Origin of the sequence: Nitrospira sp., assembly GCA_030653545.1 — a bacterium.
In the GTDB taxonomy this organism is placed as follows: Bacteria; Nitrospirota; Nitrospiria; order Nitrospirales; family Nitrospiraceae; genus Nitrospira_D.
Genome location: JAURZE010000016.1, coordinates 1 through 15,013 on the forward strand (window position 1 = coordinate 1; position 15,013 = coordinate 15,013).

Annotated in this window: 18 protein-coding genes; 4 read left to right on the top strand and 14 right to left on the bottom strand. The window is 57.7% G+C overall.

Annotated features, from left to right (window positions below; translation table 11 throughout):
* Positions 1-205: 205 nt before the first annotated feature.
* A complete protein-coding gene (locus Q7U39_06065) occupies positions 206-445 on the bottom strand; it encodes a hypothetical protein (GenBank protein ID MDO9117501.1) in 240 nt (79 codons plus the stop codon).
* 94 nt (positions 446-539) lie between these two features.
* On the opposite strand from Q7U39_06065, the gene Q7U39_06070 reads away from it, so the two are divergent.
* Complete coding sequence (locus tag Q7U39_06070) at positions 540-1,355, top strand: symmetrical bis(5'-nucleosyl)-tetraphosphatase (protein ID MDO9117502.1); 816 nt, start codon at positions 540-542, stop codon at positions 1,353-1,355.
* Complete coding sequence (locus Q7U39_06075; GenBank protein ID MDO9117503.1) at positions 1,330-1,875, top strand: DUF309 domain-containing protein; 546 nt, start codon at positions 1,330-1,332, stop codon at positions 1,873-1,875. The genes Q7U39_06070 and Q7U39_06075 overlap by 26 nt, the downstream gene beginning before the upstream one ends.
* Positions 1,876-1,911: 36 nt before the next feature.
* On the opposite strand, the gene Q7U39_06080 is transcribed toward Q7U39_06075, so the two are convergent.
* The 5 genes from Q7U39_06080 to folD all read right to left on the bottom strand — a co-directional run bounded on the left by Q7U39_06080 (position 1,912) and on the right by folD (position 6,493).
* Positions 1,912-2,688 carry a sterol desaturase family protein gene (locus tag Q7U39_06080; GenBank protein MDO9117504.1) on the bottom strand — a complete coding sequence of 259 codons (777 nt, stop codon included), beginning with the start codon at positions 2,686-2,688 and terminating at the stop codon, positions 1,912-1,914.
* A gap of 159 nt (positions 2,689-2,847) precedes the next feature.
* On the bottom strand, positions 2,848-3,492 hold the full coding sequence (locus Q7U39_06085; protein ID MDO9117505.1) for a hypothetical protein: 645 nt from the start codon (positions 3,490-3,492) through the stop codon (positions 2,848-2,850).
* Between the two features lie 149 nt (positions 3,493-3,641).
* Positions 3,642-4,430 carry a 3-methyl-2-oxobutanoate hydroxymethyltransferase gene (gene panB, locus Q7U39_06090; protein ID MDO9117506.1) on the bottom strand — a complete coding sequence of 263 codons (789 nt, stop codon included), beginning with the start codon at positions 4,428-4,430 and terminating at the stop codon, positions 3,642-3,644.
* Positions 4,430-5,317 carry a methylenetetrahydrofolate reductase gene (locus Q7U39_06095; GenBank protein ID MDO9117507.1) on the bottom strand — a complete coding sequence of 296 codons (888 nt, stop codon included), beginning with the start codon at positions 5,315-5,317 and terminating at the stop codon, positions 4,430-4,432. Before Q7U39_06095 ends, panB begins: the two co-directional genes overlap by 1 nt.
* Positions 5,318-5,629: 312 nt before the next feature.
* Complete coding sequence (gene folD / locus Q7U39_06100; protein ID MDO9117508.1) at positions 5,630-6,493, bottom strand: bifunctional methylenetetrahydrofolate dehydrogenase/methenyltetrahydrofolate cyclohydrolase FolD; 864 nt, start codon at positions 6,491-6,493, stop codon at positions 5,630-5,632.
* Between the two features lie 224 nt (positions 6,494-6,717).
* Between folD and Q7U39_06105 the strand changes: the two genes are divergently transcribed.
* Complete coding sequence (locus Q7U39_06105) at positions 6,718-7,734, top strand: hypothetical protein (GenBank protein MDO9117509.1); 1,017 nt, start codon at positions 6,718-6,720, stop codon at positions 7,732-7,734.
* On the top strand, positions 7,731-8,435 hold the full coding sequence (locus tag Q7U39_06110) for a hypothetical protein (GenBank protein ID MDO9117510.1): 705 nt from the start codon (positions 7,731-7,733) through the stop codon (positions 8,433-8,435). The genes Q7U39_06105 and Q7U39_06110 overlap by 4 nt, the downstream gene beginning before the upstream one ends.
* On the opposite strand, the gene Q7U39_06115 is transcribed toward Q7U39_06110, so the two are convergent.
* The 8 genes from Q7U39_06115 to fabF form a co-directional block, all read right to left on the bottom strand.
* Positions 8,368-8,808 carry a PilZ domain-containing protein gene (locus Q7U39_06115; protein ID MDO9117511.1) on the bottom strand — a complete coding sequence of 147 codons (441 nt, stop codon included), beginning with the start codon at positions 8,806-8,808 and terminating at the stop codon, positions 8,368-8,370. The genes Q7U39_06110 and Q7U39_06115 overlap by 68 nt on opposite strands.
* A gap of 570 nt (positions 8,809-9,378) precedes the next feature.
* Positions 9,379-9,750 carry a response regulator gene (locus tag Q7U39_06120; protein ID MDO9117512.1) on the bottom strand — a complete coding sequence of 124 codons (372 nt, stop codon included), beginning with the start codon at positions 9,748-9,750 and terminating at the stop codon, positions 9,379-9,381.
* A gap of 575 nt (positions 9,751-10,325) precedes the next feature.
* A complete protein-coding gene (locus tag Q7U39_06125; protein MDO9117513.1) occupies positions 10,326-10,601 on the bottom strand; it encodes a hypothetical protein in 276 nt (91 codons plus the stop codon).
* Positions 10,602-10,808: 207 nt separating this feature from the next.
* Entirely contained in the window at positions 10,809-11,213 is a 405-nt protein-coding gene (locus tag Q7U39_06130; GenBank protein ID MDO9117514.1) for a hypothetical protein, read from the bottom strand.
* Between the two features lie 192 nt (positions 11,214-11,405).
* Complete coding sequence (locus tag Q7U39_06135; GenBank protein MDO9117515.1) at positions 11,406-11,591, bottom strand: tyrosine-type recombinase/integrase; 186 nt, start codon at positions 11,589-11,591, stop codon at positions 11,406-11,408.
* Positions 11,592-12,366: 775 nt separating this feature from the next.
* Positions 12,367-12,975, bottom strand: coding sequence for a peptidylprolyl isomerase (locus Q7U39_06140; GenBank protein MDO9117516.1), 609 nt, complete (start codon positions 12,973-12,975; stop codon positions 12,367-12,369).
* Between the two features lie 58 nt (positions 12,976-13,033).
* Positions 13,034-13,741: a ribonuclease III gene (gene rnc, locus Q7U39_06145; protein ID MDO9117517.1), complete on the bottom strand. Its 708-nt coding sequence runs from the start codon at positions 13,739-13,741 to the stop codon at positions 13,034-13,036.
* Positions 13,742-13,754: 13 nt separating this feature from the next.
* Positions 13,755-15,005 carry a beta-ketoacyl-ACP synthase II gene (gene fabF, locus Q7U39_06150; protein MDO9117518.1) on the bottom strand — a complete coding sequence of 417 codons (1,251 nt, stop codon included), beginning with the start codon at positions 15,003-15,005 and terminating at the stop codon, positions 13,755-13,757.
* Positions 15,006-15,013: the final 8 nt, after the last annotated feature.

The window sequence follows — 15,013 nt, forward strand, 5'->3', positions numbered from 1 at the left end:
GCGCCCACTGCGCCAGTTGCTGGCGTTCGGGATCAGTCAGCTGCAGGGACGGGGCAATGCGCATAGGCCAGTCCTCCTCTTGGGGAGGAGTATACCCGTACGGTATAATAAGTAAAGCTATTTATGTATCACTACACTAGCCTATCTCAAGCGCTTCCCCATCGACACCATCAAGATCGACCGGGCCTTCGTCAAGGACCTCGCGTCAGAATCCGAACAGGCTGCGATCGCCATTGCCATCATCGCCATGGCCCATGGGTTGAAGCTTCGCGTGCTGGCCGAAGGGGTCGAAACACAGCCGCAGCTCGACATCCTGCGCGACCAGGGATGCGACGCCATTCAAGGCTACTTCTTCAGCCATCCCCTGCCGGCCGACCGTGTCGAGCAGCTGATCCGCGACCTCCGCGCGAAGAGCGACCACGAGCGGCGCGCCGCCTAGAGCCACGCCGCGCGTGACGTTCTCACGCCTGGCATAAGCCGGCTTGTATTTGAATGCGGCGCGCGATACCCTCGCACCATCGTCTTTCCTTTTCTACACGATGGCCACCTACGCAATCGGCGACATCCAAGGCTGCGCGCGCTCCCTGGAGCGCTTGCTCGAACTCATCCGGTTTGATCCTTCCGTAGACCGCCTCTGGTGCGTCGGCGATCTGGTCAATCGCGGCCCGGGTTCTCTTCGCGCCCTGCGCTACCTCAAACAGCTTGGCCCCTCCGTCCAGGTCGTCCTGGGCAATCACGATTTGTTCCTGCTGGCCGTATCGGAAGGGATCGTCGCCTTGCGGCCGAAAGACACAATCCAAGACATCCTGGCCGCCGACGATCGCGCCGAGCTCATCGATTGGCTCAAGCGACAACCGTTGCACCATCACGAAGGCGCCTATGTCATGGTTCATGCCGGCCTCCTGCCGCAATGGTCGGTCGACGATGCCGGGAGCCTGGCCCGGGAAGTCGAACGCACCCTGGGCGGACCGGAATCGCGATCATTCCTTGAGGCGCTCTTTCACGGACCTACTCCACAGTGGAAGGCGTCATTGACCGGCTATGAACGCTTGGCAGCCATCACACGGGCCCTCACCCGGCTGCGCACCTGCACCCCGGAAGGCGCCTTGTCCGGATTCTCCGGCCCTCCAAGCGATGCCCCTCACGGACACCTTCCCTGGTTCCGCATTCCGAACCGGCGGAGCAGCGATCACACCATTCTCTTCGGCCACTGGGCCGCGCTCGGCTTGCACATTGAGACAAATCTTTTGGGGTTGGACAGCGGCTGTGTGTGGGGCCGGCAATTGACGGCGATTCGACTGGAAGACCGGCAGGTGTTCCAGGTGGAGTATGCAGATGATCGCGGCCGGAGTTGAGCCCTCCCCCGCCAACCCGGATTGGCCGCGCTACTCATCCAGCCCCTTCCCCGCCTATCGATTCGTTCCAGGGACCAATCCCCATCCGCGACGGAGTCCGCAGGGCCATTCGTTTGGCTGTCCCGAGCCGAGGCCAACGCCCTGCAGACCAGACGACTGGTCCCAGTCCAAGGACTATCGCTTTGGAATCGATTTATACAATTTCGCGTACTGGTGGGAATGCCATGAGATCTTTGAAGGGTTCTGGCATGCGGTGGGACGAACGACCGAACAGGGACGGTTCTTCCAAGCGCTGATTCACCTGGCAGCGGCGAATCTGAAACATTTCACCAAGCATGAGGCTGCTGCGAGTCGCCTTCGGGAAAAGAGCCTTCGCCTCATTGCGGGATTACCTGATCGCTATATGGGAATCGACCTCGCAGAGTTCCGAACCAGACTTAAGGATGCAGAGATTCCCGGTTCATCTGATGCGTTGTTGGTCACGTTAGAGTCCGTCCGCGATCGTCCGACCCGGGCGTAGCACACTCGTCATCTTGTGCGCGAACCAATACCCTTGTCACACACCTGCCACAAGCCGGATGAGCGGGACCTCTTCTCCGATTCCAAACGAGACGGGCTTCTTGACCTCCTCCGGATTCACATACGTACAGAACAATCGATCCCACACTGAAAACGTCACGCCGAAATTGGCATGCTGGAGGGCCGGGTCATCGCTATGGTGTATGTGATGATAGCGGGGCGTGACGAAGATCCATTCCATCCAATTCGATCGCCAGGACACATTCATGTGCATCCAGTCGTTGAGCAACATGTGAGAGGACAGCACGACCAACCAGATCCACCAGGGCGCCAGTCCAAACACTGAATACGCAAAGATCCACGGAAGGTTGAACAAGATCTGCTGAGGGAATGACACTCGATACCCCGCCAGCCAGTACATCGTGATCGGCGAATGGTGCCATTTATGGATGCGCCAAACCGCCGTCAGATGCATGAACCGATGCATCCAATACGCGCCGAAGTCGCCGACAAGATAGTAGAGGGAAAAGGTCGCTGCTACCGGTAGCGCCATGATGGCTTCAGGAACAGGCACTCGAAGCGCGGCCCGGGCACTGAGAAACTCGGCAGCGGGCACGAGGATGAACCCGACGAGCGTACAGCCGATGAGGTCGTACGCCATCACTGAACGGTACGAAATCGCCCGGGCCGACGCGATCAGTTCGATCGCCGTCACCCCGACAAGCCTCGCCAAGAAAAGGACGGGTACAAATAGTCCGTGATCAAGAACGAATTGACAAAATTCCCGGCTGAGCAACCACTCGACCCATTCCATCCGGACAGCCCCCTCCAGTCATGAGGGGCCACTGTATCAGACTGACTTCAGCCCGTCCTCCCCCTCTTTCAAGAGAGCACCGCTTCCATCAAACGCCCTGGCCGCTCCACCGGCAGGGTCTCCGCTGTCGGATGTGTGAGGGGAAACGAGTAGACCGTCTTATTCCGCGACGCGCTGAACCACACGAAGCTGCCCGCGATCGTGCCACAGCTCTATCCACGGCGGAGAGTTTTGCCAGGTCCAGAGGAGCAACTGGCGATCGGGGCGCTCGTCCCAGTCTCCGACTCGCCAGGGCATGGGCCAGCCGCCCAGTACCGCATCGATCGCGCGACCCTTTAAATCCAATTGCTCCTGATATGTCGAGGCGCACAACGCCGTGATCGGATGGTCTCTGAACTGCGGACTATAGCCCCATTCCGGCTGCCATTGATTCGCACGCAGCCAGGCTTGAACCGCGGCAGACCCATACCGAAAGATCGCGTCCAGCGGGGGGAAGCATGTGGCCGGTTGCGCATACAGCTTGATCCCGTCCGGGATCGGCGGGAGCGTGGCCTGCCGATTGACGAGGACCAACCCTGTCGCCCGGTCTTCCTGATTGGTATAGACGCTGATACAGCCGGTCAATCCATGCTCTCCGGGCACGGCCAGACAGGCTACCGAAAGCCAGTGGCGGAATCGTGCGTCCCGCAGGGGAACGACTCCCATCCCACCCCAGACCCCGCAGTAGTCGCTTCCGTGACGAGTCAGATGGACGCAGGGCCTTGCGAGTGCGTGCCCTTCTTTCAGGAGTTCGTCAGGAGTCATGCCTCACTCCAATCGAATCGGTCAGCCGCCCTGCCCCCGCACGGGTCAGCAGAATCCGACGACAACGATTCGGCCTCGCGTGGACTGATCGAACGACAGGACTGGCCAGTAATCGGGAGAACTGTATGACCACACTCCGAACAGAAGACTCAGTGATAGGACTCGGCGTCGCTGGGGAACTTCCCGAGTTCGACTTCTTCCTTGAACCGCCGTAGTGCCTGCAGCGCATCGGTCTTCAGATGGGCATACGGCTTGACGAATTTAGGGACGAAATCATCGAAGAGACCAAGCAGATCGTAGAGCACCAGTACTTGCCCGTCACAATGCGGACCGGCTCCGATCCCGATCGTGGGGATCGACAGCTCCGCCGTGATGCTTTTCGCCAGCGGCGCCGGAATGGCTTCCAGGACAATTCCGAATGCGCCGGCCGCTTCCAACGCCTTCGCATCGGCCAACAACTCCTTGGCCCGATCCTTGGCCTTTCCCTGCACCTTATAGCCGCCGTATTGGTTCACCGACTGCGGGGTCATGCCGATATGCCCCATCACGGGAATGCCCACCGCGGTCATCGCCTCGACCCGGCCGGCCATCGCCTGGCCCCCTTCGAGCTTCACCGCATGCGCACCCGCCTGAATCAAACGTCCGGCATTCCGCAACGCATCTTCTTTACTCGTTTGATAGGACATGAAGGGAAGGTCGCCGATCACCAGGGCCTGTTGCGCCGCGCGGGCCACCAGCTTGGTGTGGTACAGCATGTCCTCCATGGTGACGGACAGCGTATTGGCCTGCCCCTGTACGACCACGCCCAGCGAATCTCCGACTAGAATGGCACTGATGCCGGCCTGCTCCACAATACGGGTGAAGAGCGCATCGTACGCGGTCACGACGATGAGCTTCTTCTCCTGGCGCTTGTGTTGTTGAAATTCGGGGATCGTCATCAGCCGAGCTGGGCCTTGGTGATGATGTCTGCGAGGCGGTGGGTCCCCTTGATCGCCATGATATGGACCCCGTCGCAATGTGCGCGCACCGCATTGATGGTGCGCACCGCGATCTCCACGCCCACATCTTCCGCCTTGTCGCCGGCGGCCTTCAATTCATCGATCATCTCCTGCGGGACCGACACGCCGGGAATGTTGGCGTTCATGAATTCGGCCATCTTGTGGTTCCGCAACAACAAAATACCCGCCAGGACTTTCACCTTATAGGGCCGCACGGCTGTCATGAAGCTCGCGAAAAGATCGGGGTTATAGATCGCCTGGGTTTGAAAGAACTGAGCTCCGGCTTTGACCTTCACTTCGAACTTCGCCAGCATCGGCCCGACCGGATCAGCCTCCGGCGTCACGGCTGCGCCGATGGTGAACGCCGTCGAGCCGTCTAACTTATTGCCGGCCATGTCGCGGCCGCTATTGAGGCCCTGCACCAGCTGCATGACTTGCACGGAATCGAGATCGTAGACCGGCTTGGCTTCTTTGTGGTCGCCGACGGTCGGATAGTCGCCGGTCAGACAAAGGATGTTGCGGATGCCGAGCATATGGGCGCCCATGAGGTCGGACTGCATGGCAATCCGGTTCCGGTCGCGACAAGTCAACTGCATGACCGGATCGTGGCCCAATTCATAGAGCAACCGGCAGACCGGCAGCGACCCGGCGCGCACGACGGCCGCCGTATTGTCGGTCACATTGACGCCGTGCACACGCCCGACCAGTTCTTTGGCACTCTCCAGCACCTTCGAGATGTTGGTGCCCTTCGGCGGGTTGTACTCGATCGTCACGGCAAACTGCCCGCTACTCAGGACCTCGCTCAACCGCCGCGGTTCTTTACTCATGCATCTCCCTCACCCTTATCCACTCCCCTACTTCATCCCTTACCTTGTTGTAGGAGAACTGGAGGCTCTTCACTGCGCGCATGCACCAATCTTATCTCCACTCTTCTAGAGATCGAGCGGGGCGCTCCACATTGCGCGCATCCAACGAGGGTCTTCTGAGACCGCGCGTTGGGCGAGCACTGGAGCGTTCCGCTCAGATGTCTTCTCCCCCACCTTTACTCCGGTGTAAGAGGATTGGGGTCTTCTACTGCGCGCATTGAACGAGCACGGCTTTTTGTGCGCGTTCAGCGAGCACAGAAGACTCCAGGCCTCCTACACCATCCCCGCCATTCGCTTCGCTGACTCCACCGTATTCGCAAGCAACATGGCGATCGTCATGGGACCGACGCCACCGGGCACGGGACTGATCCAGCCGGCCTTTTGGCTCACCGGTTCGAAATCGACATCGCCGCAGAGCTTTCCGTCCGTCCACCGATTGGTCCCGACGTCGATCACGACCGCGCCTTCTTTCACCATGTCGGCCGTCACGAATTTGGCTTTCCCGATCGCGACCAGCAAGAGGTCCGCCTCACGGCAGACTGCGGGCAAATCCTTGGTCTTGGAATGGCAAATCGTCACGGTCGCGTTACGCTGCAACAGCATGAGCGCCAACGGCTTTCCCACGATGTTGCTGCGACCCAATACCACCGCGCGCTTGCCTTCAATGCCGACACCGGTAGACTCGAGCATCTTGATCACGCCTTTGGGAGTGCAGGCTTCAAAGACCGGATTCCCTTCAACCAACCGACCGAAGTTATACGGGTGGAATCCATCGGCATCCTTGTCCGGCGAGACCGCTTCAAGCACGACCCGGCTGTCGATGTGCTTGGGAAGCGGGAGCTGCACTAAGATTCCGTGAATCCTGGAATCTGCGTTCATCTTCTCAATCAAAGACAACAGCTCTGCTTGGGTCGTGCTGGCCGGTAACTTGTGGTCGTCGATATAGATGCCTGCCGCATCGCAGGCTTTCTGCTTGCTCTTCACATACTGATGCGACGCGGGGTCATCACCGACCAAAATGGTAGCGAGACCCGGCTTGGTCCCGGTCTTTGCCAGGACTGCCGCGGATTCAATTGTTAGCTGGTCGCGAACTTGCTGCGCCAGTGCCTTCCCGTCAATGAGTCGTGCTCCCACCATTCCCTCCCTGAATTCAAGCGGTTGGCCTTCAAAACCGTAGGCACCTTAGCAGGGCATTTTTATCCAAGTCAACGCTCCAAACCGGTCAGGGGTGAGGCGTGAGGGGGCCGGCGAGACTCCGATGCCCCCTGACCCCTGACTCGTGACCCTTCACTGACGTTCCTTGACAGTCTCTTCGCCCGTTCGCTACGATGCACCTCTGTCTTCACACTGATTAATCAAGCTTGAACATCCGATCATCCACCGACAATTTTCGCGGCCCCCTCTTGAGGGCGACACTGGCATCGTGTGTCCTCCTAGGATCGTCGAATCTCCTCCACGCGGCCCAGATTACCGGATTGGAAGGGCCGAATAGCTTCGTCGGCGACCAACAGGGCAAAGAATTCTTCATCTCCAATGTGCATGGGGAGCCGGACGCGCGGGATAATAACGGCTTCATCACGAAGGTGGATGCTGAGGGGAAAGTCCTCAACCTCAAGTTCATCCAAGGCGGCATCGTCGATGTCATGCTGCATGCCCCCAAAGGCCTGGCCATCGTCGATCAGACTCTGTACGTGGCCGATCTCGATCAGTTGAAGGGATTCGACAAGTCGACTGGCAAGTCCCTCGTCGTCGTCAGCTTTCCCCCGCTGCCCGCAAAGGGCATCGTCTCCTTGACCGATGTGACGGCCGGCCCCAACGGCATGCTCTACGTATCCGACCAATCCAACAACACGATCTACCGGATCGAGCAAGCGGCCGGTCATCGTGTGAGTCTGCTCCTTCACGACGAGCGCCTCGCGGGTCCATCCGGGATTGCCGTCCATCCGCGAACCGGCCATCTCATCGCCGTGAGTTGGGAGAAAGGCAAGATTTTCGACATTACGCCGGACGGCCAGCTCTCCGAACTGGAGTCGAATGGATTTTTCACCGGCCGCTTTCAAAATTTGAGCGGGGTCGATTTCGACCGGTGGGGCAATATGTACGTCTCGGATTTTTCCAGGGGAAAGATTTGGCGCATGACCCGGGACCAACGCTTCCAGGTGATTGCCGAGTATCTCCTCTCCCCGGCCGATATCAGCATCGACCGGGCCAATAATTTGATTCTGGTCCCCTATCACTATGCCCACGCGGCGGAGATCAACGGGCTGGAGGCTCCCTCGGACGGCAAGAGCCGTGACAACCGTCGTACCCTCGCTGACTATGGGTTTGGCGCAGCAGGGCCCCCGCAGCCCTCCAAGGAAGGAGCCGCAACTAAATGAGCCAATGCGCCTACTGCAAGCAACGCAAGGGCAAACGCGTCTGCCCGGGCCTCAGCGGACTCATCTGCAGCCAGTGTTGCGGGGAGCATCGCCTGGTCCGTGTGACCTGTCCTTCCGACTGCGCCTATCTCGATACCGGCAGCGACTACCAGCAAAAGAGGCTCGGCGAGCAATTCATGCCGGTGCGACGGGAATTCTATCGGGAGCTCGGTGAATTCGGCGGGCAACAGGCCATCTCGCTCTTCAATCTCATTGAAGTCATTACGGTGAGTTTCTTCCAGGGACGGCGTGACGGACAGGACGCGGAAGTCGTCGCCGCGATTCAAGGACTGCGCCGGACGCTTAGCCCCCTGCACGTGCCGGCGGCCCCCATGCCCGTCTTTGCCGAACATCTGATTAAAGAATATGACGCGTTTAAGAAGCAAAACCCCAAGCAGATTGCCGACTCATCCAACGCACCGGAAATCCTCGATCGAGCGATCAAATTCGTGTCGGATTTTTCCGGGAGAGATTTTCAATCGCGCCGCTTTCTCGGAGGGCTGATCGGGTATGTCACGGCCTATCATCCCGAGATTGCCTCGAACTTACAAAAGAAACACGAGCCGGGCCACATCGTGCTGCCAGGCCAATCGTTCATGCCTCCGCCGACCGCGGCTGAGTCCCATACCCACGGCCCGGACTGCCAGCATCACCAGCACTAAGCCGTGACCCTGCCGCTTGACTGGAGGCCGCATCGCAGCCGATTGACGATTGCAATGCGCGCGCAATAAATCCTGCAAGCTGGAAGTCCGATCCGTTTGAAATGGACTGGATCTCCACACCGAACTCATTCCCCCGATCCCACCGCACCATCGCTTGATCGATATCGATCGGTTCCGAGAGGCCTGGCAGCCACACGCGAAGCATGACGGCCATGTGCTGAGACAACAGCGCCTCGCCTTCCCGTTTGACTCGAAACCCGCTCAACGAAAGGTCACGCACCGTGCAGCGATGGATGGCGCTGGACGTCAGAATACAGGCATGGCACTCGCGCTCGACTCGCCGGTACATGCGACGTGTTGATGGGTTTTTCACGGAATTCCTCCTCGGTAGACCCCTTCTCGGTTTCGATAGGGTGAGCATACCTTGGACTCACTCCCGGGGAAATCCCACAAAAGGCCCCCACCAAAGGTAGGGTATTAGGCCACATCAACGGCCTTTCTCATATTCTAACGGTGTCGGGAGTCCATGAAGTGGGGCCTGGTGTTGACAGGGAGGAAGTATGAGACTTCGGAATAATGTTTGAGACTCGGTAGTAACGTTTGAGACGGGAACAAGCCTCATCTGGCTATCGGCTGATGAAAGAGGTAGGGGAATATGGAGGGAGAAGACCCGTGTGAAAGTGATCGCGTTGTAAACGCTATATCGGTACAACCTGTTTGCGCACGGGTCGTAGATCCCGCGTAAACTCATGCGTCCTGTCTAGCTCACCTTGTCCGCAAATCAGACGGCAAATGGGCGTTTGCGACCAGCGGGATCCGACCAGTTTGCGACGGTCGCTAAGGCCATCTCCACGCCGGAAAGCGGCCGTTCATGAGAGATGTGCCCGCTTCGCGCTACGCTTGGCTGGAGTGGGTCTGAGTCGTCTTGTATGCGAATCAGCTGTCAGCTTGAGAGGGGGGAGGGTAGGACCTCCTGCAATGCCAACCCAAGTTGATCGAGTGAAAATGCCTTCTGAATAAAGGCCGTGGCGCCCTGGGTCAGCATCTCTTGCTCAACCTCTTCAGTGCTGTGTCCACTAAAAACTACGACCGGTAGGGTGGGGTGCAGTATCCGCAATTGTTGCAGTAAGCTCCGACCGTCTATTCCAGGCATGTTGAGGTCCAACACGACAGCATCAGGAGTTCGCCGGTGACATAACGTCAACCCTGCCCCACCATTATCTGCCAAAATAACTTCATATCCTCTTTCCTCGAGGACGGCAGCTACGAGGCCTTGGTCACGGACATCATCGTCTATGACAAGAATCTTCGTCATACGAGCCTTCATCAGCCGTTTGATTAATCTGGTGTCTCATTGTCTTTCGGGTGCACCCACTCTTCATAGCGCCCCGACCGTCCCAGCTCATCCATACAACCTGGGTCAACTCATCACCGAAGACGGCACGGTCACGACCGAGCAACCCATCTTGTCATTGGAGGAAGCGACGAGCCATCATTTTCTGCTTTCATCATCTGTATCTGCTACTACGCTGCTACCAGGCCAGGTCTTTCTGCGGATATCCACATCGCCGACTTTCAAGATCTGTCAAAGCTGTCTGCCGCCCTTCATAAAGAAGCTGCGGCGATTGATGTTCTCTCTTTTACACCCCGTGGGATCCCGATGATGCCGTCATTCGATTGGAACACCTGATAGCCTTCGGTCGTGGACTTCGGCTAAGAGTCGAGGACTGCCATCGGCTAAGTTCGGAAGTTCGGCGCTGAGATTGCACCGCCGTAAAGCAGTCCTCAGCCCTGTCGCATTAACGGTCAAGCGAGCAAGAAGCCGCCTATCGGCCCGTACGGTTGAGCGTCGGTTAGGCGTCATCGCAGCGACCCTGCCCGTGACCGCCACTACTTCACCAAGGCTTCAAGAAATTTGAATGGCTCCGCAGGCTGGAATTGTGGCGCGGTATTTCCGGTATGGACGGCGCCACTGGTCAGCAAAAGCCGCTTCACCGGCTTGCCGGCGGAAAAATCCATATCGGCCAGCGCCACCCAGAAAACATTGGGACTTCGAGCGGACTCAAAGTAGTACCGCTTGTTCTTGTGGTCCGACACCGTGCGCCATAGTGTCGAAGCGATGTTGGGTTGGCCGGGCGTCGCGATGCCAAGTGGCGTGCTCGTCAAAGAAAGTCGTGAGTGTTTTCATGTCAGCCGCGTTGAAGGCCGCATAACCGCGCCGGATGGTTTCTGATTTTTTCTGCCTGGTTCATGTTCTTGTTCTCCTGGGTTGTGGTTGGTGTGAATGGTTTGGTCGCTGTCATCAAGCGCGTGTGGAGCGACGCCTAACGTTTGAACTAAGCGGCGGCGTTAGCCGTCCGCTTGAGTGATTTGTTATGCATGGCCGTCAGGGCGCTGCGATAAAAACACCCGAGCAAAGAACAACATAAACACTAAATCGTTTAGGCCGTAGATGCTGTAAAAACCCCCGGCGAAAACGTCCGTGGAATAGAGTGGCGCAAGACTATTCTTCGAAAGCCACATAACCCACACAACAACATAGACGAGTTTCTCCACAGCAAAAGCGCCTACCAGCCACTTAATGTTTGAGTTGATGAATGCAGCGCCGAGATAGGCTAGCCCCCACACAACAATCATGAGTAGCCCAAAGTTCGACATTACAACGGGGTCGGCATTGTTAATGGCGACATTGGTGAATGCCCGTGAAAACACAAGAACACCGCCTATATTCATTATCGCGGCCGCGATAAGTCCATTCTTCACCAACTTTCTATTCATACTTTCCCTCCGATGTTGCGCAATGCCTAACAATGTTTAGACAGACTGTATAATCCGGTTAAGGCAGGCTGTTCACTTCTGCTTAAATCGACGGGTAAGCACCGATTGCTCGCCCTAACCCATTGGAGCAGAGCACGTTCTAATCCAATACCGCCTTCAGGTCGTCGCCTTATGCAGTCTGTAGAAAACGGTTCACAGGTCATCGATCGGACTCCTCACCCCATGGCCGCCTTTGTTCAACACGTGCGTGTACATCATGGTGGTGCTGACGTCCTTATGGCCGAGCAGTTCTTGGATTGTCCGGATGTCGTAACCGGTCTCAAGGAGGTGCGTGGCGAACGCATGCCGGATTGTGTGGCACCCGGCATGCTTGACCACACCGTAGCGATCAAAGGTTCCTGGAACCTTGATCGGCTCTTAGATGTAACGATGATCGAAGGACACGCGATTCCGTTCAACATAGAGTCGTCTTGGGTCGACGAACTATGTTTAGGCCGATCCGCATAAGAGCTGGATCTGCTATTATCTGTCCGCATAACACGCCACAACAGTTCGGGAAGAATACTCAATGCCCGTTGTCGTTTCAATGAGTTGCGACAGGGCGACTATGTATCACAGGTTCTTATGCGGATCAGCGTAAGCTCCCCCTCTGATAGCGGTCAGTCGTGTATTTCTGCTTTGGGTCGGAAGCAGCCGTTCAGGACAGCGAGAAAACATCAATCCAGCGCCCGTCATTAACCGAGTCGGGAGGTCTGTCAATATTCAAGAACTCATTTAGGCTTGGGCAGCTCGGTCGGCTGGTTTGGAGCATTTTGAGTGGCTGGTTTCCGTCATAGTTGGTGGCCGCTTTGAGCAGATACGCAGTTGCCACGGGTATGTCTCGGATAGCCAGAGGTCACAACATTATTCCCAAGAGTCTACTGGTCTTCCGTTTTAAGTCTGTGTCCAGTTTCCAACTTTACATGGATCCAAAACGAGTGATGCTCCTCAATTTTCCAGAAAATTGATCCCACCTAGTACACAACATTCCCACCGCTAACACCTGGTCCGGACGAGGCCTCAGCCTCAGGCGAAGCGGAAAAGAACGGGCCCTTCCCGCCTAAAACGGGAAGGGCCCTCTCGATTCATCCGATGATATGGGACGAGGCTTTTTCTATTCGACGATCGTGACGGTCATTTCAATCCGGTCGTTCGGCAGGTCGCGATCGTTTCTCGGCAAGCTCACAATCTTATCGGCCACGCCAATTCCTTTGGTGACTTCACCGAAGACCGTGTACTTGCGATCGAGGAACCGGGAATCCTCGACCACAATGAAAAACTGTGACCCCGCCGTATCAGGGTCGTTCGCGCGCGCCATGGATACAATGCCACGCTTGTGGGGGGTATCGCTGAATTCCTGCTTGACCGTATACCCGGGGCCACCCTGCCCATATGAATCCTTCTTGAGCGAATCCTTGGTATTGGGATCGCCGCCTTGGATCATGAACCCCGGTATGACCCGATGAAAAATTGTGCCGTTATAGAACCCGTCTTTGGCCAGCTTGATAAAATTCTCGACGTGCTTGGGGGCCAGTTCGGGAAACAGTTTCAGCTCAATCTCACCGAATTTCGTTTTGATGATCGCCCGTGGCCCCTTGGGCGCTTCAACTTTTGGAGCCGGCGCTTTATCCACGGCATCACTGACGCCCGTCCCGAATAAGAAGGGAATACACACCGCCAACACGGCACATCCCATCACCCAGCTCAATCTTCTCTGCATCATCGTCCTCCCTTGACCGTAGGGCCCGCTGCGCTGACTATAACGACCATCGCGTCCGGCTTCAAGACTCGATCTGATCAAGCGCGCAACGGGCAGCCATCTGTTCCGCTTCTTTCTTGCTCAGACCCCGTCCGGTACCCGCCACCAGCTCGTTGACCCGCACTTCAACCTCGAAGTGTTTTAAATGATCCGGCCCGGACTCCCGAACAGTCACGTAGTGCGGCAACTGATCGAATTGTTTCTGGCACCATTCCTGGAGTCGCGTTTTGTAATCTTCCTCCCCCGGCGTCGTTTGATGGGCTTCGGCCTGACGCAGCTCGTCTCCCAGCACTCCCAAGGTAAAGACTCGGCTCGCCTCCAACCCCCCGTCAAGGTAGACCGCAGCAATCACGGCCTCCAAGGCATCCGCCAACAGGGACGGCTTTTCTCGTCCCTTCGAAAGTTCTTCTCCTCGCCCCAGCCGCAATATGGCACCGAGATTCATTCGGCGGGCCGCCTGGGCCAGCGATGATTCGCTCACCAAATTCGCCTTCAGTTTAGACAGCGCGCCTTCGCTCAGCTGCGGATAGAGCTGCGCCAGGTGGTCGCTGATGATCAGCGAGAGCACAGCATCGCCGAGAAACTCCAGGCGCTCGTTATGGGTTCGCGTCGCTCCCTTCCGCTCATTGACATGAGACTTGTGCGTCAACGCTTCCGCGAGCACACCGGGATTCTTGAACCGATAGTGGGGGATAGATGGAACTGGATCGGCTGGAGAAGCCGGTGTCATAGGCGCAACCGCGCTAGGCCTCTAGGCGCCTGAAAATCAGACAGGCATTCACACCGCCGAACCCGAACGAGTTCGAGAGCGCCGCCTTGATCGGTACGGCCCTGGCTGTATTGGGCACATAATCGAGATCGCATGCGGGATCGGGGTTTTCCAGATTGATCGTGGGGGGCAACAGGCCGTGATGGAGCGCCAGAATACTGAAGACGGCTTCAATGCCTCCGGCGGCGCCGAGCAAATGTCCCGTCATCGACTTCGTCGAACTGACAGGGATCTTGTAGGCCTGCTGGCCGAAGACCTGCTTGATGGCGCGTGTCTCAATAGCATCGGCCATCGTGGAGGTCCCGTGCGCATTGATATAGCCGATCTGGTCTTTGGCGATTCCGGCATCCTTCAACGCCAGTTCCATGCAGCGCACCGCGCCTTCGCCTTCTTCCGGCGGCGCGGTAATATGGTAGGCATCGCTGTTCATGCCGTACCCGATCACCTCGGCATAGATCCGGACGCCCCGACGACGTGCATGCTCGAGTTCTTCCAGGACAACGACCCCGGCGCCCTCACCCAGCACGAACCCATCGCGGTCTTTGTCGAACGGCCGGCTGGCCCTGGTCGGTTCATCGTTGCGAAACGAGAGCGCCTTCGCGGCGGCAAACCCTGCCACACCCAGCGGCGTGATCGCCGCCTCCGCGCCACCGGCAACCATGACATCGGCATCCCCATGCTGAATCAGGCGGAACGCATCGCCGATGCAATGGTTGCCGGTCGCACAAGCCGTCACCGCGCAGGAATTCGGTCCCTTGGCGCCGATGCGAATCGCCACCTGGCCCGAGGCCAGATTGATAATGGTCATGGGAATGAAGAACGGCGACACCCGGCCGGGACCTTTTTCCCTGAGCACCTCATGATAATGCTCGATCGCACCCAGACCGCCGATACCGGACCCGATATAGACGCCGACTCTCGTGGCTTCTTCGGGAGCTACTTTCAATCCTGCGTCATCCACGGCCAATTGGGCGGCGCCCACGGCATAGTGGATGAACGTATCCATCTTCTTGATTTCTTTTTTTTCGATGAATTGAGCCGGATCGAAATCGCGCACTTCCCCGGCGATCTGGGCGTCATAGGCAGCCGGATCGAATTTGGTGATTCGCCCGATGCCGGACTGCCCGGCACAGAGCGCGGCCCAGGTCTTGTCCACCCCGGTCCCAAGAGGTGTAACCAGTCCCAAACCTGTCACGACGATGCGCCGGGTCGATCGCTCAGCCATACGTCCTG